Raw genomic sequence first — 19,094 nt, 5'->3', positions numbered from 1 at the left:
CCGGACCGGGCGCGGCGCGTGGGCGGGTCGGCTACTCGTACTCCGTGCCGCCCTTGCGTGTCAGATACGCGCCGCTGACCACCTTGGCGATGGCCCGCCCGCCCAGCACCGCGCTGTAGCGGTCCCGGAGCGGACGGACGACCACACCCTCCCGGATGTGCACCGCACGCCCCGACAGCGTCTCGCGCCCCTCGGCCAGCTCCATCACCTGCCGCGCGTCGTACGGGCCGCTGAACAGCGTCGGCACCACCGGAAGCCGACCGTCCAGCACCTTCGCGAGCTCCTCCGGATCCAGCCAGCGCGGCTGCCCGCCGACGTCCACCGCGATGTCGAAGACCGCGTACGCCGGATCCCCGCGCCGGCTGTCCGCGCCATAGCCCAGATCCTGGACGCCGTCGCCGTACACCTCGCCGTAGACGCCGACCCGCACAGCCCCCAGCTCCCCGGCGATCTCCGCAGCGACCCGTGGGACGTCATGTCCGCGCACCGCACGCCAATACAGGTTCTTCGGGTCCTCGGCCAGCGCGAGCCGCTGCGCACCGAGCCCCTTGGAGGTCACCTGGACGCGCCCGTCCCGGGCGCTGTACGTCAGGCAGCAGGCGGTACCGTGCACCTTCTCCGTGACCGCCACCGGCTCGCCGTCGGTGAACGCCGCCGGATACCGCTTCAGGTTCTCGATATCGATCCACGGCAGCAGATCGGGCGCCGACTCCACATCGCCGCTCATCGAAATCGGCACCGGCGGTACCCACTTCACGATCCCCAGCTCCGCCGCGAAGTCGGTGCCGTCCTCCCGCGCCCGCGCCAGGTCCACCCCGCCCAGCGCCTTCGGGCGGCACACGATGCCCTGCGACAGCTCGCCACGCAGCCGTATCGCCTTGACGCGATTGGCCGCCGAGCCCGCCAGCTTGCCCGTCAGCCCCAGCTCGGCCACCAGCTCCTCAGGAAGCACGGCCTGCTCCGGCACATACACGGCCAGGTCGCCGGTCCGATAGACACCCTTGGCGACGACCGCGCGATACAGACCCACCTGCGCGAGCTCCAGCGCATCGGCGTTCGGATGCTCATGAATCGTCAGTTCCTCGACCGTGACGCGCAGCGTCGACATCCCCGTCCCCGTTCCTGCAACAGCATCAGGCGCCGCCCAGTGCGCCGCCCCCCTCACTGTGATCGACGCCGAACCACCCAGCGACCGATTTTCGTCCTTGCCGACCGAATGTGATCGAGTGGCGGTCCGGTGCGCTGGACCCCGCCTTCACCGCCGCCGCATTGTCAGTACCGTCAAGTAGCGTTCTGGCGTACGGAGTCGATCCGACAGATCGAACCGATCGAACCGATCGACCGGTCGCGGGGCGGAAGGACGGGGGTCGACGTGGGGGAGCACGGGGTGGGCGACGAAGGCGTACGGAACGAGTTCGGCGGGACGGCGCACGGGCCGGTGGTGCAGGCCGGGGTGATCCATGGCGATGTGCGCTTCGAGGTGAAGCGCCCGGATGTTCCGGTGCCCCGGCAGGTGCCGGCCGGGGTGGCCCAATTCGTCGACCGTGAGCCGGTGATCGAGGCCATCAGCGGCTGGGTGGGTGAGCACGGCGGGGTGGCGGTGCTCAGCGGACTGCCCGGGGTGGGCAAGACCGCGACCGCGCGCAGATGGGCGCAGGGGGAGCGCGGCCGCTTTCCCGGCGGCGAGTTCTATGTGGACTTCGCCGAGCTGCGGGCCCAGGTGGGCGGGGACGTCTCGGCCGGCGTCAGCCGCTGTCTGCGGGCGCTGGGGGCCGAGGACCGGTATCTGCCGGACACGCTGGGCGAGTTGACCGGAATGTTCCGCAGCTGGACGGCGGACAAGCGGGTGCTGATGGTCCTGGACGATGTGACCGAGCCGGCGCAGGTACGGGCGCTGATTCCGGGCGCGCCCGGGAGCGTGGTGCTGGCGACGAGCCAGGGCATGCTCGGCGAGCTGCTGGACGTGGGAGCGCGGCTGATGCCACTGGAGCCCCTGAAGGCCGAGCACGGGCTGCAGTTGCTCAAGCGCCTGTGCGGGGAGGAGCGGATCGCGGGGGACGGCGAGGCTGCCGCCGAGCGCATTGTGGAGAGTTGCGGCGGCCTCCCGGTGGCGCTGCATGTCGCCGCCGCCCGGTTGGTGATGCACCCGCGGTTGCCGGTCGAGGCATTTGCCGATGAACTGGCCGATGACCAACGCCGGTTGAATGCCCTGCGCAGGGGAGGGGAGCGAGCCGTGACGGCTGTCTTCGGGGTGGCGTATGCGGCGCTGTCGCAGGAGGCCGCGCGGCTGTATCGGGTGCTCGGGCTGTATCCAGGACGTCGGTGGGACGCGGGGACGGCCGCGGCGGCCGCCGGGACGACGGAACTGCAGGCAGCCGAGCAGCTCGACGTCCTGGAGACCGCGAGCCTGGTCACGGTGGCGGCGGACGGGCGGTACGACTTCCACGACCTGGTGCGACTGCACGCCCGGGAGGCGGCCCAGGAGGAGAGCGAGACCGAGCGCACCGCCGTCGTACGGCGGATAGTTGACCATCTGCTCACCCGCGCTGCGCACGCCGACCTGGCCGTCATGGGAAACCGGATGCGCATCGGCCGGTACGTCGAACGTCTCGGGGAGGCGGACCAGGGGGCCGGTTTCCGGGACCGGCAGCAGGCGCTGGAGTGGCTGGACGTCTGGCGCGACGAGCTGCTGTCCGCCCAGCGGGCCGCGGCGGACCACCGGTGGCACCGCTCGGCCTGGGAGCTGGCCGAGGCGCTGACCGCGCTCTACCTCAACCGCAGATACCTCAACGACTGGGTCAAGTCCGGTGACCTCGGCGCCAGGGAGGCCGCGGCGGACGGCAATCCCGCCGCCGAGGCCCGGCTGCGCACGCTGCTCTCGCGCCCGTTGATGGACCGCGACGAACTGGCCCGGGCACGCAAGGAGCTGGAGACGGCCATCGCACGGGCCGACACCTCCGGCCATGCGCTGCTGCGGGCATCCGTCCGCGAGTTCTACGGGCGGTACTGGGACCGCTGTGATCCGGACTGCGCCATCACCACCTACGAGGAGGCGATGACGCTCTACCGGGCCGCGGGCGACGAGCGCGGTATCGCCATCGGCCTGTACTTCATGGGCTGCGCACAGCATGCCGTCGGCCGCACCGAGGATGCGCTGGCCACGCTGCGGGACGCCTATGACCGGTTCATGGCGATCGAGGACCGACGGATGGGAGCGCGGGCACTGGCCGCGCTGGGGCGTGTGCAGGGGACGCTGGGGTGCATCGATGAGGCGGTCACGGCCCTGGAGGAGGCCGCGGGGATGCTGCGTGAGCGCGGGGCCGTCCATTACGAGGCGGAGGTGTGCGAGGCGCTCGCCGAGATGGCCGAGGAGGCCGGCGACCGCGAGCGGTGGCGGCTGCACCTCACCCGGGCGCTGGAGATATACGAGGCGGGCGGCGGGCCGCGCGCCGTCGAGCTGCGCCGCATGCTGGTGGAGGCCGAAGAGGCGGCCGAGTAGCCGGGCGACCGGAACGGGCCTGCTCGGCGTGGTCGAGCGGCCGGCTGCTCAGCAGGTGCCGGGTGACCGTCGGGTGTCCGGGGCGAGGCGCAGTGCGGCGTCCTCCGTGCGGCTGCCGAGCGTGAGGGCGACGATGCCGTCCAACGGGCGGTGTGCGCGCAGCGAGGCGTAGACGACGGCGGCCAGTACGGCGGGGTCGTCCAGGAGGCCGGTGGCGGAGACTTCGACCGTACGGCCGTCGCCGAGCCCGACCCGGCAGCCGCGGTCGGCGACCGAGACGGCGGCGAGAAGACAGCCGGGGTAGCGGGCGAGGGTGTCATCGATCCACCGGTCGGCGGCGACGGCGGTACGGACCGGAGCGCGGCGGACCAGGACGGACGCGCTCTCCGCCAGCTGCCGGTCCTCTTCATCATCGGCGCACGAGAGATGGCGGAAGGGGCCGTCCGGAGCGTCGGCCCGCTCCAGGAGGGAGAAGGAGTCGACGGCGGCCGGGGTGCGCTCGACCGACACCCGCAGGCCGTCGGGCCCCGTACCGGGCACCGTGGTCACGTAGGCCGCGGTGACATCTGCCGGACGGTCCTGCGGTACGGGAGGGGCCGGCGCCAGGCGTGGGGGTGGCGGGCCGGTCGGTTCGGGCAGGCCCAGGAGGTCGTAGACGGCGGTGCGCAGCAGGTCCAGGGCGCGGCCCGGGGCGGCGAAGGCGCTCTCGCCGAGCTTGCGGAGCCGGCCGATGGTGTCGTCGCCGGTCGGCGGCAGGGCGTTGAGCACCTGCTCGATCTGCGGCCGGAGCGGGGCGTCGGGAGTGAGCCGCGGCGCGATCCGGCCCAGCTCCGCCATGGGAGTGCCCGCCACCGCCTCGTCCTCGCCGAACGCGCCGAGCAGCAGGGGCGTACCGAGCGCGGCCCCGTAGAAGGTGACCGACCCGTGGTCGCCCATGAGGAGGTCGGCGGCGAGCAGTGTGGCCTGCCAGCCCGCCGTCGGAGGGAGGGACAACAGCCCGGCGGCATGGGCGGAGTCGAGGAGCGAACGGACGGCGTAGCGGCCGTGGGCGGAGGCGATATTGGGGTGGGTGACCAGGGCGACGGCGTAGTCGTCCATGGGCAGTTCGGCGAGCAGCCGGGCCGGGAGCGCGGGATCCCGGCCGAGGAGGGAATGCTCGCGCCAGGTCGAGCTCAGCATGATCAGCCGTCGGTCGTCCGGCACTCCGAGGGCCTGGCGGTAGCGGGCGCGCAGATCCCGTCCGTCGCGCAGTGCGTCATAGCAGGGGTCGCCGACCAGGAGGGTGCTGCCGGCGGTGGCGGGGTGGGCGGCGGCCAGCTGGGCGGCCTGGTCCGGGTGCGAGATGGCGAGCCGGGCGCGGCCGCTGCGCAGCAGGGCGTCCGGTACGACCCCGGCGAGCCGGTCCCGGTCGCTGCGGGAGTCCGGGACGACCTTGTGGAAGCCGACGCCGTGCGGGAGGACCAGAACCGGGGCGGTGTGGTGCGACTCCGTGAGGTCGGCGTTTTCGGAGGCCGTGATGATCAGGTCGGGGGTGATACGGGCGAATTGGTGCCAGGGCAGGACACGGGCGCCGACCGAGCGGAGCAGATCGTGGACGCCGTCGTTGAAGGCGGAGGTGGGGTCGTAGGCGAAGACGAGGGAGATGCGCGGGTCGTCGCGCAGGACCGGGCGCAGGACATCGAGGACCCGGACGGTCGAGGTGACGGTACGCGCCACGGCCACGACGGTGCGCTCGCCCGCGAACGTCAGCCAGCGCTCGGGGTCCTCGCCCACGGGCACGCGCAGCGGCGGTATGAGCCCATGGCTGGTGTCACGGTCACCGGCACCGGGACATGCGCACGCGCCCTCACAGGCACACGCACAGCGGCTCGCGGCTCGCGGCTCGCGGCTCGCGGCTCGCGGCTCGCGGCTCGCGGCTCGCGGCTCGCGGCTCGCGGCCATGCTGCTGTTAGCGCCCCTCACCGTTGTCCGCAACCCCCTGGCTGTGATCTGAACTCTCTCCGGCGCCCCTACGGTAAATCAGCGCCGACGCGGAGAGGCGAGCAGGTGACGGGCGGGGGAAGGCGTGCGGGCCCGGAGCGATGACCTCAGCCGTCGGCCGGTTTCCGGCGGGTTGCCTCGCTGATACGGCGCAGGGCCGACGGTCCGAAGCTGAGGCGGCGGGGGAGGCGCCGGGGCAGGGGTTCGGGGCCGGGGTGATGGGGCGGGGGTGACTCAGGGGGCGGGGCGGCCGAGAGGGCGGTGGCCGAGGTGGCGGGCAGTGCGGAGAGGGCGGAGGAGGCACCGGTCGCGGCGGGTGGTCGCGGGGCGGTGGACGGTGCTTCGGCCGCTGACGGGGGACGGGACGGGAGCGGCGAGCTCGGGGAGGCATCCCAGGCCGGTGATCCGCTTGCCGTCGGGCGCCGTCGTGCGGTGCCGCGGAGCAGGCCGAGTGCCGCGGAGGGGAGCAGGAAGGGGGCGGTGGGGGAGGACGGAGTGACAACGTCGACGTAGGCGCGGCAGACGGCGGTCCGGTGGGTGGGGGAGTGGAGATCCTCCCCGGTGGCCAGGGACCACGGTTCCTCGACGAGGCGCCCGATGGTGCGCTGCATCTTCCGGGCGAGTGCCGGATCGTCCATCCCGTGCCGTCGCAGGGCCTCGCGCAGCGCGGCGGCACTGTGGGCGGCGAGGGACAGGCCCTGACCGTAGTCGGGGCTGAGCGAGACCACGGTGCCGCCGAGCGCGATGAATCCGGTGGGCCAGGACGGCAGTTGTTCGTAGCGCCGCCGCCGGTTGGCCGTGTCGCGGGACAGCCGCACCTCGCTCAGCGGCTCGGCGTCGGCGATGAGATCGCCGACGGCGGAGTTACCCGTGCGGTGGGCGAACGGCACGAATCGGTTGGCGTGTTCGGACGGCCGGTCGTCCCCGGCGCCGGTGAGCGTGACCAGCCAGCGCCCGCCCTCGATCGGGACCAGTGTCGCCGTCCTCCCGGGAAGCGAGCGCGGGGGCCCGGAAGGGCCCGGAACCTCGCTGGTGAGAGCCGAACGGCAGGTGATCACCGGGGTGTTCTCCGTGCCGTCGGGGGCGCGGAAGATCCGGGTCGCCGAGACGATCCCGGAGTCCGAGACGTCTTCGCGTGCGGTGGGCAGTCCCAGCGCCGCCAGACGGTTCTGTGTGAGGGAGTGCCGGCCGGTGGCGTCGACGACGAGGTCGGCATCCAGCCGATACGTTGCGCCGTTGGTCGTGTCCCGGACGCGCACTCCGGTGATGTGCTCCGCCGTGCCGGTCAACTCCTCCGCCTCGGTTCCGTCGAGGACGGTCATCCCGGGGAGGGTCGGGACCTGTTGGCGGACGACCCGGTCGAGCAGATCGCGGGAGCAGGCGATCAGATGCGGCGAGCGCGGCCGTCGGCCTAACCAGCCCTGCGGCGAGCGGCCGGTGAGCTCCGCCGGCATCGGCACCCGGCGGGCGCCCTCGGCCAGCCAGCGCTCGACGCTGCCGGGCAGCAAGGCATCGACCATCCGGGCACCGTCCGCCGACAGCAGATGGGCGTGCCGGGCCTGCGGAAGGTCCGTGGGCAGTGCGGGAGTTCGCGGCAGCCTCTCCCGCTCGACGACGACGACATCGGCGTGTTCGGACAGCGCCGCGGCGGCGAGCATGCCCGTGAAGCCGCCGCCGAGCACCACGGCGAGGTACGGGTGGGTGAACTGGAGCCCGTTGCTGCTCGTACTGCTCGACGCATTCATGGACAGTCCCTTTCTCGGCGGCGGGGCGCGGTTCCCCGGCGGGGGCGGGACACGTCCGGAAAGGGCGGTGCCACGTACGGGCGGGAGTGTCGGCGCGCGGCGGCGATGACGGCGTCGGTGGCGGCCGTGAATGAGGCCGTCAACGACGATGGCAGGGACGCGGACGCGGTCCGCAGGATGCGCAGAGGTGCCGGTGGAAGTGGCTGTGCTCGCTGTGGGTCCCGGCAGGCCGGCGCGAACGCCGGCCTGCCGCCCCCCGATTTCCCCATCATGATTCCCCCTCAGGCCGTGCCCGCCTTGCCCCGTGCACGGCCACGCCCTCCGCCACCCGCCCGTACCACCGGGTGGGGCGGGTGAGCACAACTGCCTCGCGGAGCAGGCTCTACCCCTGGGGGCGCGGCCGTCACATCTGGTCAACGGCGGACACATTTCCGGATCGTAGGCGGCGGCGATCACATCCGATAGCCAGGTTTGAGCGAGAGACGCGTGAGAGCCACCCCGGGGATACCGATGGGTAGATCTGGAGCAAAACGGAGCAACCGGTGGAAGTCGCTTCCCTACTTTCTCGCGTCGCGAGAAAGCGGGCGGGAAATTCTCGTGAGGAGAAGAGCGAGGGCGCAGGAAGCCCCGGATGGTTGGCGCGAAATGATCGGACGCCCGCGGTGCGGTGGGCGCCGTGCCTACCCTGTGCGGGCACCGCACCGGAAAACCTGAGGGAGAGTCGTGCGCGCGATTGTGATGCGAGAATTCGGTGGCCCGGACGTGCTGCGGCTCGAAGACGTCCCCGAGCCGGCGCCCCGCGGCGGCCACTCGCTGGTCGATGTCACCTTGGCCGGCATCAACTACGCGGATGTGCACGTACGGGGGGACTCCTATCTCGCGCCCGTCGAGCTGCCGTACACGCCCGGCAACGAGGTCGTCGGGACGGTGGACGGCACACGACGCGTCGTCGGGCTGTGCCGCGGCGGCGGATACGCCGAGAAGGCGCTGCTGCACCGCCGCGTCACCTGGGACGTCCCCGACGCCATCAGCGACGAACAGGCGGTCGCACTGGCGCTGCAGGGCAACAGCGCCTGGCATCTGCTGTTCACCTCGCTGCGCCTCACCGAGGGCGAGACCGCCGTCGTGCCGGCCGCTGCCGGGGGCGTCGGCTCGCTGGCCGTCCAGCTCGCCGCGCGCGCCGGGGCCAAGGTCATCGGCCTCGCGGGCTCGCCGGAGAAGCGCAAGCTGGCCGAGGAACTGGGTGCCCATGCGGTCGTCGACTCGACCGCCGAGGACCTGACGGAACGCATCCTGGACGCGGCGGGCGGCCCGGTCGAGGCGGCGCTGGAGATGACCGGTGGTGTCACCTTCGCGCGCACCCTTGCCGCCGTCGCGCCGCGCGGCCGGCTCGCCGTGTACGGGTTCGCCGGCGGGGACCTGGCGAGCGTGCCGACCCGGGACCTGATGGAGCGGTCCATCACCGTCTCGGGCTTCTGGCTGCCACAGCTCTACGCGGACCGTACGGCGCTGCCGACGTCCATGCGGGCGCTGTTCGACGCGGTCGCCGACGGCTCCCTCAAGCCGCTGACCGGCGCCGGATACCCGCTCGGTGAGGCGGCGCGGGCGCACCACGATCTGGCCGCCCGCACCCCGACCGGGAAACTGGCCCTCGACGCCGCCCGATAATTCCGGGAGCCCGGAACGCCGGTCGGGCACCACGGCTCCGGGGGCGCACCCCGGGGCCCTCCGCCGAGGACCGCAGCACCAGCCGCGGGCGATGAGGGTGTCGGCTCGCACCGGAGATGCCGTGCGCCTTCGGGCGCGGATCACTGCCAGGGGAGAGAGCACACGATGGGCAACAGCACCACAGCGTCGGGAGCGTCGGCCGCGGCCGACGCGCCCGCCTCCGCTTCGGGCACCACCGCCATGGCGCCGGGTACCCCGGGCCGCGCCAGGAATACGCGCCAGACGTCCAAGGGCGCTTCGTCGGCGGGATCCCGGACGTCGGGATCCGGCCATGCCGAGCGGGTCTTCCTCGTCCAGACGGCCTTCGCCGAGCTCGGCGGATCCGCCCACGGTCCCGGTGAGATTGCCGAATTCACCGGACTGGACGACTCCGTCGTCTACCGCATCCTGCAGTCCGGTATCTACCAGCGGATCTTCGAACGGGTGGACCGCGGCCTCTACCGGCTGCGGACCTCGGCCGCCCAGCTCGCCTTCACCGCGCTCGACCACCGGCTCGACGGCGCGCAGACCGTGCTCCGCGAACTGCGGATGGCCACCGACGGCGGGCTGGCGTTCCTCTACATGGTGGCGCCCTTCTCCGGCGCGCAGCGGCAGTGCATCGACATGGCCGTCGGCGACTCCGACCTCGCGGAGCTGGGCATGACGCCGCGTGATGTGCTGTCCGTGACGCGATCCCTGCGCACCGGCGCCTCCGGGCGGACGATCCTCGCCTACCTGCCGGAGGTGACCCAGCAGCGGGTGCTGGCCGAGCCCGTACCGGACCAGGCCGGACCCGGCGTCTACCGGGACAACGGCGCGCTGTTGGAGTCCCTCGCGGAGGTGCGTGACCTCGGCTACGCGCTCGGGTACGAGGAGTGCATGGCCGGATGGAACTCCTGCGCGGCACCGATCATGTGGGACGGTTCGATCATGGGAGCGGTCCTGCTCCTCAAGCTCAAGTCCGTGATGCCGGTGGCCCCCGACAGCGTCATCGAGGCGACGAAGGAGGCGGCGGCCGAACTCAGCCGCTACGGAGCCGCCCGGCCGACCGCGGACCACGTCTGAACCGCGGCAACCGGTCACCGGCCCGTTCATGAACCGGCCCGCTCTCCGACGGAGGCGCCGGCCGCCGCACAAGGAAGCACGAACGACGCACAAGGGGGTCTGATGGAAGCGGAGTTGGTGGCGCTCGCTACGGCGGGGGCGACGACGCTGGTGCAGCAGATGGCGACGGACGGCTGGGCGGCGGTCCGCGGCAGAATGGCGGCCTTCCTCGCCCGGCGCCGGGGCACGGCCGACGAGGAAGCGCTCGAAGGCGAGCTGGAGGTCTCGCGCGCCGATCTGGTCGCGGCCCAGGAGGAGGGTGACCAGGAAGGGGTGGCGGGCGTGACCGCGGCCTGGGGGCTGCGGCTGCGGCGGCTGCTGCGCGAGGACCCCGCCGCGGCGGCCGAACTCCGGGCCCTGCTCGACGAGGTGGCGCCCGAGAGGGACCGCCAGACGGTGCGGGAGGTGCACAACACCATCAGCGGTGGTGTGCAGCACGGCCCGGTGATCCAGGCCGGCGTCGTCTCGGGCAGCGTCACCTTCCCCACCCCGCCGAACGGGCCGCTCCCCGGCTGACGCGGCGCGCCCCGCGCCGCGCGGCCGGGCAGAATGGCGGGGTGCGGCTCGAAGCGATCACCTGGGAACGGCTCACCGACGCGCTCGCCGAGCGGATCGTCGCGACGACGGCGAAGGACGGGAGCCCCTGGCTGAGAGTGGCCGTGGACGGGGCTCCCGCCGCCTCGCCCGGCGAGCTGGCCGGCCGGCTCGCCGAGGCGCTGCGCGTCCGGGGGCGGGCGGTGCACAAGGCCGGCACCTTCGGCTTTCTGCGCCCCGCCTCCCTGCGGCTGGAGTACGGCCGCGAGGACCCCGACGCCTACCACGACGAGTGGTTCGACCGGCAGGCGCTGTGGCGCGAGGTGTTCCAGCCGCTGGACCCGGGCGGCACCGGGCGGGTGCTCCCGGATCTGTGGGATCCGGTGGCGGACCGGGCGACGCGCAGTGCGTACGTGGAACTGCCGCCCGGCGGCGTCCTGCTGCTGCACGGCCCGCTGCTGCTCGGCCATTGGTTTCCCTTCGATCTCACCGTGCATCTGAAGCTGTCGCCGGCCGCGCTCGCCCGCCGCACCCCGGAGCACGAGCGCTGGACGCTGCCCGCATTCGCCCGCTACGAGGCGGAGACACGGCCCGAGGAGGCGGCGGATGTCGTCGTACGGGCCGACGATCCCCGCCGGCCGGCATGGAACGGGCCGGTCTGAGCGCGCGGCCTCAGACGAGCTGCCGGATCTCGCCCCGGACGCGGTAGAAACCGCCCGAGGCCGCCGACAGATCATCGACGACATACCGCGCCCCGGCCCGGCGTATATGACGCGGGAACTGGACGTTCCAGGACGGTTCATAACCGTCGGAGACGACATGCACCCGCAGCCGGCCGCCGTCCTGTACGCACTCCACCACGATCCCCGTGGCTGCGGTGGTAGCCACCGTCTGCACCGTGGCCGACGGGGTGTACGTGGGCAGCGCGGCCGCGGACTTCACATCCCGGGCGACCGGAACCGTGCCCGAGCGGGCGGCGGCGATCGCCGCGTCGGAGGCGTCCACACACACCAGGGATCCGTCGGTGGTGACCATGTAGAGCTTCTCGTCCAGATACTGCATCGACAGCGCCGATCCGCCGCCGGTGCCCAGCTTCCACAGACGGGTCCCGTCGGCGGTGAAGCAGTACACCGAGGAGGCCGAGTCGCCCGCGAAGACATAGCGGCCGCCAGGGGCCGTGGCGCAGGAGTAGACGACCGCGTCGCACCGGTACGTGGCCTCCAGCGCCCCGTCGTCCTTCGCCAGCCGCTGGACGACGCGCCGGTCGGTGCCGGCGTACACCGAGTGGTCCTCCTGCCAGCCGAACAGCACCGCGCCCTGGGTCGGGGTGTGCCACAACTCGCCGCTGCCGTCTGCGGAGTAGGCCGTCACTCCGCTGTGATGGCCGTGGTAGACGGTGTGTTCGTCCCGCCGCACCATCCAGGCGTGCTCGCCCGGGCTGCGCCGTGACCACTGGTGCTCGTCCTCGTGGTCGATCACCGTCAGCCCGCCGCTGCGGTCGGCGACATGGAGGATTCCCTCGCGGATGTCCAGCCAGAAGATGTCGACGTCGTGAGCGATGTCGTAGGCGGCGAAGGGGAGCTTGGAGGAGAGGTCGTAGACCGTGCCGTCGTCGCAGCCGGCGTAGATCCAGAAGTCGTCCGCCACCAGGCACTTGACGCCGTCCGGGAGCCGGTAGTGCGCCAGCACCTCGCCGTCGTGGCCGAGGGTGTGGACATCGCCGTTCTGATTTCCGACCCAGCAGCGGTCCTCGGCGATATGGATGCCGAACGCCGACGCGCCCGTACGGAACCGCCACAGCACCGGTGCGACCGCGCGGGCCGTCGACGGGGCGGAGGTGACCTGGCGCCGCGTCACCGCCCGGGCGGCGCGCTGCCCCCGGACGGCCGGGGCATAGCCCTTGCGGACCTTCTCGCCGATCTTCCTGGCGGCCGCGGCCTGCGCCTTCTCCCACGTCGGGAACGTCGAGGTCTGCTGCTGGCCGGCCGCGCCGATGCGGCCGTAGCGCACCGAAACGACCGTGTTCGCGACCGTCACCTCGTAGAACTTGTGGGCGCTGCCGTCCTCCTGGGACAGCTCCAGATACGTCGTGGCCTCGGACATGGTGATCCCTCCCCCGGGCGGCCCCAACGGCCTTCCCCCGCTGCTGAAAACCGTACGGCCGACCACTGACAATCGGTCGTCGAGCGCCGGGCGCGGACCGCTGACCGCCCTGTTCACGGCGGCGGTTAGCGTGAGGCCGTGACCACTTCATTCAATGCATCCGACGAGTGCGCCCCGCTGCCCGGCAGCCAGGGGCCCACCGCGACCGTGGAAGCCCGGCCGCGCTCCGTCGGCACCGTCAAGATGTCCTATGCACCCGACCACGACGGCGACCCGGACCCCGGCGAGATCGTCTGGACCTGGGTGCCCTACGAGGAGAACGACGGGCGGGGCAAGGACCGGCCGGTGCTCGTCGTCGCCCGCGAGACGGGCGGGACGCTGCTGGCCGTGCAGCTTTCCAGCAAGCGGCACAACGACGACCGCGAATGGGTCCCCATAGGGGCCGGCCCGTGGGACCGCGCGGGGCGCGACTCATGGGTGGCGGTGGACCGGGTGCTGAGGGTGCACCCGGCCGGAATGCGGCGCGAGGCCTGCGCGCTGGACCGGGGCCGCTTCAACCTCGTCGTCAACCGGCTGCGCGAGCGCTACGGCTGGCGCTGATGGCCGGGGCGCCGGGCGAGGTCAGGCGTCCGCCAGGGCCAGGAGCTTGGTGACGGTGTTCCAGTTACGGGCGGTGGCCGTCACCCCGAGCGGGGCGCGGCTCACCGCATCGGCGAGCTTGGAGCGGCCGATGCCGTTCGGGCACCACAGATACAGTTCGCGCCCGATCAGACGGAACTGATCGGGCGCGAACGCGGCCGGGTCGAGCGCGTCCAGCCGCGAGGTGTCGGCGGGCACCGCCGACAGGAACGTGACATGCAGGCTCTTGGGCTCCGGCACGGCCTGTGGGAACGGATTCGCGGCGATCGCGGCGGCCAGCTCGTCCCGGGTCCGGACGACGACCGGCACCGTCAGACCGAGCTCGGAGGCGATCCGGTCGTGGATCACCCGGGCCGTCTCCTCCGGCGGCGTACCGGGGTCGGTGAAGACGATGTTGCCGGTCTGCAGCAGGACGGAGACGTCCTTGAACCCCAGGGACTCGGCCAGCGCCAGCTGCTTCGCCTTGGGGAAGGAGTTGTGGCCCCCGACGTTGATGCCGCGGAGCAGAGCGATCTGACGGGACACGGTGCTGCCCTTCGTAGGAGCCGCCCCGGGGAGGACGGACGACGGTCGGAATCAGAAGAGCGGAGCGGGCAGCACACCTTCGAGGGCCAGCAGCAGGCGCTTGGTCTCCAGACCGCCGCCGAACCCGCCGATCCCGCCGTCGCTGGCCACGACACGGTGGCAGGGGACGACGACCGGCAGCGGATTGGAACCCATCGCCGCGCCCACCGCACGGGCGGCGCCCGGCTCCCCGACCCGGTCGGCGAGGTCTTGATAGCCGACGACGCTGCCGTAGGGGACACCGGCGGCCAGGGCGTGCAGGACCCGGGCGTTGAAGCCGGCGGACAGCGACCAGTCCAGGGGCACGGTGAAGGACCGCAGTTCCCCGGAGAAGTAGGCGGTGAGCTCGGCGGCGGCCGTCGCCAGATGAGGTATCCCGGGGAGCGGCGGCCCGCCGAAGAACTGCTCCAGACGGGTCAGCGCACGCCGGGTCGTCCGCTCGTCGGCATGGAAGGCGACCTGGGCCAGGCCTTCCCGGGTCGCGGCCAGCAGCAGCGGACCGATCGGGGTCTCCAGACGGGTCCAGGCCCAGTCGCGCCGGGCCGCGGGCGCTGCCTCCGGCGCCGCGTCCGGTGCTGCCGCCGGCCCGGAAACCTGCTCTGCGTTCGTCACCTGATCAGGGTAGGACGCACCACTGACAATGCGACGGGGAACGGACCGGCGGCCGTCGCAGGCGGCCGCTCCCCGCCGCCCTCCGGCGATCAGTCGTCGTCGCCCTCCAGCGCCTCGCGCACCACGTCCGGCTTGTTGGTGATGATGCCGTCGACGCCCAGCTTGGCGACCTTGACCGCGGTGGCCGGGTCATCGACGGTCCAGGTGTACAGGTCCAGCGGTCTGCGGTGCGGGCCCCTCAGCCCGTGCACGGCGGCGACGTACTCCGGGGTGACCGCCGTGTGGACCGGGTTGATCTGGTCGCAGTACTTGGCGAACTTGGGAAGGTCGGCGACGGAGGGGTTGCCGAGGAAGCCCGTCTTGATGTCCGGCCGCAGGGTGTGCACGGTCTTGACGGAGTCGGCGTTGAAGCTCTGGATGATCAGGCGGTGTCTGACGTGCCCCTCGCCCAGCCAGCCCGCGCGGCGCAGCTCCCTGAGGGTCTGCCGCTCGATGCCGGGGTAGAGCTCCGGCGACTTGAGCTCCATCAGCAGGCTCTGGTCGTTGTGCTCGACCTCGTCCATGTAGTCCTCAAGGGTCGGCACCCGCTCGCCTTCGAACTTCGGTCCGAACCAGCTGCCCGCGTCCAGCTTCTCGATCTCCCTGAGGGTGAAGTCCGAGACGTTCCAGGGGGAGCGGCCGGGGAAGACCTGCTCGACGTTGGTCGTCCGGGCGAGCGAGTTGTCGTGGAGGATGACCAGCTCGCCGTCCTTGGTGCGCTGGACGTCGTTCTCGACCCATTCGAAGCCGAGCCGGGCGGCGGCGTCGATCGAGGCGAGGGTGTTCTCGGGCGCGTACGACGAGGCGCCGCGGTGGGCGACCGTCAGCGGAGTGTCCCGCTGCGGTGCGGCCTGCGCGGCGGCTGTGGAGAGGGCGAGCGTGGACAGACCCAGGAGCGCACCGGCGACGACGGTGGCGACGGGGCGAATACGCATACGGACTCCTCGTGACGTCGTGGACGTGAGCTGACGTGAAGTGACGTGAACCGGGTCGGACGGGCAGAGGCTCGCAGCCGGGCCGTAGCAGGAGGCGGTCGTGCGGTGGCCGGGTGCTGAACGAGAAGTGGCCGGTGTTCCGTTTTGGAGCGCCGCGCAGTTGCAGGATGCCCGGATTAGCCGTGCAACAGACGTACGCTCCGACGCCGTCCAACTTGCCGGAGCCGCGGCATCCGCGCATCTCGGCCGATGATGTGTCACCCGTCGTGCTTCTGACCGGTTTTGGCCGGGGCCGCCGGAAGCCGGGCCGCCGGACCGGCCCCGGGTCGGCCCGGGAGCCGGGGATCTCCCGGACACCCGAACCCGATACGCGACGGCCGCGGCCCGGGCGGCGTCCCGCCGTCCCCGCCGCCCGGCGTCCGACCGTCACCGCCGCCCGGCGTCCCGGGCCCGCCGGCCGTCGGTACCCCGACAACGTCGCAGGTCGGAGCATTCTTTACGCCGGTTGTCAGTGCCGGGTCGTACGGTGGATCCCATGCGGCCCGTATCAAAGATCGAACGCACGGTGGCGCCCTTCGAGGTCGTCAGCCCCTACCAGCCCAATGGCGACCAGCCGGCGGCCATCGCCGAGCTGGAGCGGCGCATCCGCGGGGGTGAAAAGGATGTCGTCCTGCTGGGCGCCACCGGCACCGGTAAGTCGGCGACCACCGCGTGGATGATCGAGAAGCTGCAGCGCCCGACGCTCGTCATGGCGCCCAACAAGACCCTCGCGGCCCAGCTCGCCAACGAATTCCGTGAGCTGCTGCCGAACAACGCCGTCGAGTACTTCGTCTCCTACTACGACTATTACCAGCCCGAGGCGTACGTCCCCCAGTCCGATACGTACATCGAGAAGGACTCCTCCATCAACGAGGAGGTCGAACGTCTGCGCCACTCCGCGACGAATTCGCTGCTCACCCGGCGTGATGTCGTCGTGGTCGCCTCGGTGTCCTGCATCTACGGCCTCGGTACCCCGCAGGAGTACGTCGACCGGATGGTGCCGCTGAAGGTCGGCGACGAATTCGACCGTGACCAGCTGCTGCGCCGCTTCGTCGACATCCAGTACACGCGCAACGATGTGGCCTTCACCCGCGGCACCTTCCGGGTCCGCGGCGACACCATCGAGATCTTCCCGGTCTACGAAGAGCTGGCCGTGCGGATCGAGATGTTCGGCGACGAGATCGAGGCACTGTCCACGCTCCACCCGCTCACCGGCGAGGTCATCAGCGAGGACCAGGAGCTGTACATCTTCCCGGCCAGCCACTACATCGCCGGCCCCGAGCGCATGGAGCGGGCCATCGCCGGGATCGAGGCCGAGCTGGCGGACAGCCTCGCCACGATGGAGAAGCAGGGCAAGCATCTGGAGGCCCAGCGGCTGCGGATGCGCACCACGTACGACATCGAGATGATGCGGCAGATCGGCTCCTGCTCGGGCATCGAGAACTACTCGATGCACATGGACGGCCGTGAGCCCGGCTCCGCGCCCAACACCCTCATCGACTACTTCCCGGACGACTTCCTCCTGGTCATCGACGAGTCGCATGTCACCGTCCCGCAGATCGGCGCCATGTACGAGGGCGACGCCTCACGGAAGCGCACCCTTGTCGAGCACGGCTTCCGGCTCCCGTCCGCCATGGACAACCGGCCGCTGAAGTGGGAAGAGTTCCTGGAGCGCATCGGCCAGACCGTCTATCTGTCCGCGACCCCCGGGAAGTACGAGCTCGCACGCGGCGACGGCTTCGTCGAGCAGATCATCCGTCCGACCGGGCTGGTCGACCCGGAGGTGGTGGTCAAGCCCACCGACGGGCAGATCGACGATCTGGTGCACGAGATCCGGCAGCGGACGGAGAAGAACGAACGCATCCTGGTCACCACCCTCACCAAGAAGATGGCTGAGGACCTCACGGACTACTTCCTCGAGCTCGGCATCCAGGTCCGCTATCTGCACAGCGACGTGGACACCCTGCGGCGCGTGGAGCTGCTGCGCGAGCTGCGATCGGGTGAGTACGACGTCCTGGTGGGCATCAACCTGCTGCGTGAGGGCCTCGACCTGCCCGAGGTCTCCCTGGTGGCCATTCTGGACGCCGACAAGGAGGGCTTCCTGCGCTCCGGTTCGGCGCTCATCCAGACCATCGGACGTGCCGCGCGCAATGTCTCCGGACAGGTGCACATGTACGCCGACAAGGTCACCCCGGCGATGGAGAAGGCCATCGACGAGACCAACCGCCGCCGGGAGAAGCAGCTGGCGTACAACAAGGAGAACGGCATCGACCCGCAGCCGCTCCGCAAGAAGATCGGCGACATCGTCGCCACCATCGCCCGGGAAGAGATCGACACCCAGGAGCTGCTGGGCACCGGGTTCCGCAAGGGGGCCGATGCCAAGGAGGCCAAGGGCAAGGCGCCGGTCCCGGCACTCGGCGCGAAGGCCGCCAAGGGCAAGGGCGGCAAGGCAGGAGCGGTCCTGACGGACCGTCCCGCCGCCGAACTCGCCGAGCTCATCGAGGAGATGACGGAGCGGATGCGGGCCGCCGCGGCCGAGCTGCAGTTCGAGGTCGCCGCCCGGCTGCGCGACGAGGTGGGCGAACTGAAGAAGGAGCTGCGGCAAATGAGGGAGGCCGGGGTGAAGTAAGGGGGGCCCGGGTGGGCCGAGGGGGAGCATCGCGGTGGGCGCGCGGCCGGCCCGTGGGGCGGGCCGCGTCCTCCCGGCGCGGGCATCGCCGCATGGGGACGGGGTGTGCCCAGGGGGCGCCCGGTGTGTTGCAGAAACGCCACAAAGCGCGGGTCCGGCGCGGTCTCGGCCCGCCGTCGTGCGTAGGGTCGAAGGGGCCGCCGGAAAGCTGGGCGGGACAGTACAGAGAGGGGACGGCGCGTGTCGGTCAATTTGTCCAAGGGGCAGGGCATCAGCCTGCAGAAGTCCGACGGAGGCACCCTGACCGCGGTGCGGATGGGGCTGGGGTGGCGCTCGGCGCCGCGCCGCGGTCTCTTCGGAAGGCGGACCAACGAGATCGACCTCGACGCCTCGGCGGTGCTGTTCGCCGACAAGAAGCCGATAGATGTCGTCTTCTTCCAGCACCTGATCAGCGACGACGGCGCGGTCCGGCACACCGGCGACAACCTGGTCGGCGGCGCGGGCCAGGGCGGCGACGACGAGGCGATCCTGGTCGACCTGGCACGGATGCCGGTGCACATCGACCAGATCGTGTTCACCGTCAACTCCTTCACCGGCCAGACCTTCGCCGAGGTGCAGGACGCGTTCTGCCGACTGGTCGATGAGACCACCGGTGAGGAGCTGGCCCGCTACACCCTCACGGGCGGCGGCAACTACACCGCACAGGTCATGTCCAAGGTGCACCGCGTGGGCAACGGCTGGCAGATGACCGCCATTGGTGAGCCCTCTGTCGGCCGGACGTTCCAGGATCTCGTGCCGGCGATCGTGCCGCACCTGTAACCGCCCACACCGGCACACCGGCACACCGGCACACCGCCACACCGTCGCGGCACCGCGCACCGCGCACCGCGCACCGCGCACCGCGCACCGCGCACCGGGCCGCGCCGCCGCCGCGCTCCGGGCCTGCGCCCGGGCCGGCCCGGGAC

The 19,094-nt window shown here is 71.8% G+C and carries 15 protein-coding genes; 8 read left to right on the top strand and 7 right to left on the bottom strand.

What is annotated here, in order from left to right:
- Window positions 1-31: 31 nt before the first annotated feature.
- Window positions 32-1,108: an RNA ligase (ATP) gene (locus KI385_RS12385; protein ID WP_238572238.1), complete on the bottom strand. Its 1,077-nt coding sequence runs from the start codon at window positions 1,106-1,108 to the stop codon at window positions 32-34.
- A gap of 264 nt (window positions 1,109-1,372) precedes the next feature.
- Between KI385_RS12385 and KI385_RS12380 the strand changes: the two genes are divergently transcribed.
- Window positions 1,373-3,499 carry a tetratricopeptide repeat protein gene (locus KI385_RS12380; RefSeq protein ID WP_238572237.1) on the top strand — a complete coding sequence of 709 codons (2,127 nt, stop codon included), beginning with the start codon at window positions 1,373-1,375 and terminating at the stop codon, window positions 3,497-3,499.
- A 48-nt stretch (window positions 3,500-3,547) separates the two neighbouring features.
- Here the strand turns inward: KI385_RS12380 and KI385_RS12375 are convergent, their stop codons facing one another.
- Both KI385_RS12375 and KI385_RS43905 read right to left on the bottom strand, forming a co-directional pair.
- On the bottom strand, window positions 3,548-5,278 hold the full coding sequence (locus KI385_RS12375) for a CDP-glycerol glycerophosphotransferase family protein (RefSeq protein ID WP_342593448.1): 1,731 nt from the start codon (window positions 5,276-5,278) through the stop codon (window positions 3,548-3,550).
- 308 nt (window positions 5,279-5,586) lie between these two features.
- On the bottom strand, window positions 5,587-7,224 hold the full coding sequence (locus KI385_RS43905) for an FAD-dependent oxidoreductase (protein ID WP_281066845.1): 1,638 nt from the start codon (window positions 7,222-7,224) through the stop codon (window positions 5,587-5,589).
- A gap of 723 nt (window positions 7,225-7,947) precedes the next feature.
- Here KI385_RS43905 and KI385_RS12365 point away from each other — a divergent pair.
- From KI385_RS12365 to KI385_RS12350, 4 genes are all read left to right on the top strand, one after another.
- Window positions 7,948-8,892 (top strand): quinone oxidoreductase family protein, encoded by a 945-nt coding sequence (locus KI385_RS12365; protein ID WP_238572236.1) that lies wholly within the window; start codon window positions 7,948-7,950, stop codon window positions 8,890-8,892.
- 165 nt (window positions 8,893-9,057) lie between these two features.
- Entirely contained in the window at window positions 9,058-9,996 is a 939-nt protein-coding gene (locus tag KI385_RS12360; protein ID WP_238572235.1) for an IclR family transcriptional regulator domain-containing protein, read from the top strand.
- Window positions 9,997-10,098: 102 nt separating this feature from the next.
- On the top strand, window positions 10,099-10,551 hold the full coding sequence (locus tag KI385_RS12355) for a hypothetical protein (RefSeq protein WP_238572234.1): 453 nt from the start codon (window positions 10,099-10,101) through the stop codon (window positions 10,549-10,551).
- A 41-nt stretch (window positions 10,552-10,592) separates the two neighbouring features.
- A complete protein-coding gene (locus tag KI385_RS12350; RefSeq protein WP_238572233.1) occupies window positions 10,593-11,231 on the top strand; it encodes a nucleoside/nucleotide kinase family protein in 639 nt (212 codons plus the stop codon).
- 10 nt (window positions 11,232-11,241) lie between these two features.
- Here KI385_RS12350 and KI385_RS12345 read toward each other — a convergent pair whose 3' ends face one another.
- Window positions 11,242-12,672 carry a WGR domain-containing protein gene (locus KI385_RS12345; protein ID WP_238572232.1) on the bottom strand — a complete coding sequence of 477 codons (1,431 nt, stop codon included), beginning with the start codon at window positions 12,670-12,672 and terminating at the stop codon, window positions 11,242-11,244.
- 138 nt (window positions 12,673-12,810) lie between these two features.
- Between KI385_RS12345 and KI385_RS12340 the strand changes: the two genes are divergently transcribed.
- Window positions 12,811-13,272 carry a type II toxin-antitoxin system PemK/MazF family toxin gene (locus KI385_RS12340; protein WP_238572231.1) on the top strand — a complete coding sequence of 154 codons (462 nt, stop codon included), beginning with the start codon at window positions 12,811-12,813 and terminating at the stop codon, window positions 13,270-13,272.
- A 21-nt stretch (window positions 13,273-13,293) separates the two neighbouring features.
- Here KI385_RS12340 and KI385_RS12335 read toward each other — a convergent pair whose 3' ends face one another.
- The 3 genes from KI385_RS12335 to KI385_RS12325 form a co-directional block, all read right to left on the bottom strand.
- Window positions 13,294-13,836, bottom strand: coding sequence for a DUF1697 domain-containing protein (locus KI385_RS12335; protein WP_238572230.1), 543 nt, complete (start codon window positions 13,834-13,836; stop codon window positions 13,294-13,296).
- A gap of 51 nt (window positions 13,837-13,887) precedes the next feature.
- Window positions 13,888-14,487 carry a methylated-DNA--[protein]-cysteine S-methyltransferase gene (locus KI385_RS12330; protein WP_238572229.1) on the bottom strand — a complete coding sequence of 200 codons (600 nt, stop codon included), beginning with the start codon at window positions 14,485-14,487 and terminating at the stop codon, window positions 13,888-13,890.
- A gap of 89 nt (window positions 14,488-14,576) precedes the next feature.
- On the bottom strand, window positions 14,577-15,461 hold the full coding sequence (locus tag KI385_RS12325; protein ID WP_238572228.1) for a glycerophosphodiester phosphodiesterase: 885 nt from the start codon (window positions 15,459-15,461) through the stop codon (window positions 14,577-14,579).
- A 535-nt stretch (window positions 15,462-15,996) separates the two neighbouring features.
- Between KI385_RS12325 and uvrB the strand changes: the two genes are divergently transcribed.
- Together uvrB and KI385_RS12315 are read left to right on the top strand one after the other, a co-directional pair.
- Complete coding sequence (uvrB, locus tag KI385_RS12320) at window positions 15,997-18,129, top strand: excinuclease ABC subunit UvrB (RefSeq protein ID WP_238572227.1); 2,133 nt, start codon at window positions 15,997-15,999, stop codon at window positions 18,127-18,129.
- A 240-nt stretch (window positions 18,130-18,369) separates the two neighbouring features.
- Window positions 18,370-18,948, top strand: a complete 579-nt coding sequence (locus KI385_RS12315) for a TerD family protein (protein ID WP_128512035.1) — start codon at window positions 18,370-18,372, stop codon at window positions 18,946-18,948.
- The last annotated feature ends 146 nt before the right edge of the window (window positions 18,949-19,094 follow it).

The organism is Streptomyces inhibens (genome assembly GCF_022221585.1).
Lineage (GTDB): Bacteria > Actinomycetota > Actinomycetes > Streptomycetales > Streptomycetaceae > Streptomyces > Streptomyces inhibens.
Note: the sequence above shows the minus strand (reverse complement) of the source record. Positions and strands in the feature narration are given on the sequence as shown.